General features: G+C 53.0%; 1 protein-coding gene. It reads left to right on the forward strand.

The window, feature by feature from the left end; translation table 11 throughout:
• Positions 1 to 225 precede the first annotated feature (225 nt).
• On the forward strand, positions 226 to 679 hold a 454-nt coding region (locus VJI93_RS08345; RefSeq protein ID WP_324009252.1), incomplete at its 3' end, for a hypothetical protein.

Below are 679 nucleotides of genomic sequence, written 5' to 3' on the forward strand. Positions count from 1 at the left end.
CAACCCTTAAAGGCATGCCGCATGCTACAGACGTCCTCAAACCCGGCCATTGATGGAGGCGACCTCCAAGGGAGCCCTTTGATACCGATGCCAGAGGGATGCACTGTTGGCCAAGCAATCGCAACCCTGAATAAGCACATCCCTCTGAACGAGTATGGGCTGCCTATCTATTACCTACGATCGGACTTCCTTGCACCTTCGCTTGGGTGTTTGACGCAGGCCGCTGTGGATTCGGCAGCATGTGGGCTATTCTACCAGGATGGCTACCCTGTTACCGAAATTGGGGGCTCGTTCTGGAATCAGTTGCCCCATGAGCCATATCCTGCATTCAAACGCTTTATGGCTTATCTGGAGCAGGCAGAAACTCACGGTATTCGCCAACTTGACCTATTATCTGTGTCAGAGGATGCTACGGTCGAAGAGCTCCAGGCATATTATATGGAGTTCTATTGGTCAGCTCGTGCTCGAGCATATGACCTGTTCATTGTGGCAGCGGAGGCAAAGAAGCGTGAGCATCGCATCCGCAAGATGGAGAATGGGCATTATGCTAATGCGGGTGTCTTGCTTGAGCGCCTGATGACCAGGTTCGAGGATCCACAGTGGATCGAAGAACTCAATGCTAAGGAGGCCATTGACGCGCTGGAGACCTTGATTAAGGTCCAGCGCCTCTCCGTCGGTC

Source organism: Parvimonas sp. M20 (genome assembly GCF_035282425.1).
Classification (GTDB): Bacteria; Bacillota; Clostridia; order Tissierellales; family Peptoniphilaceae; genus Parvimonas.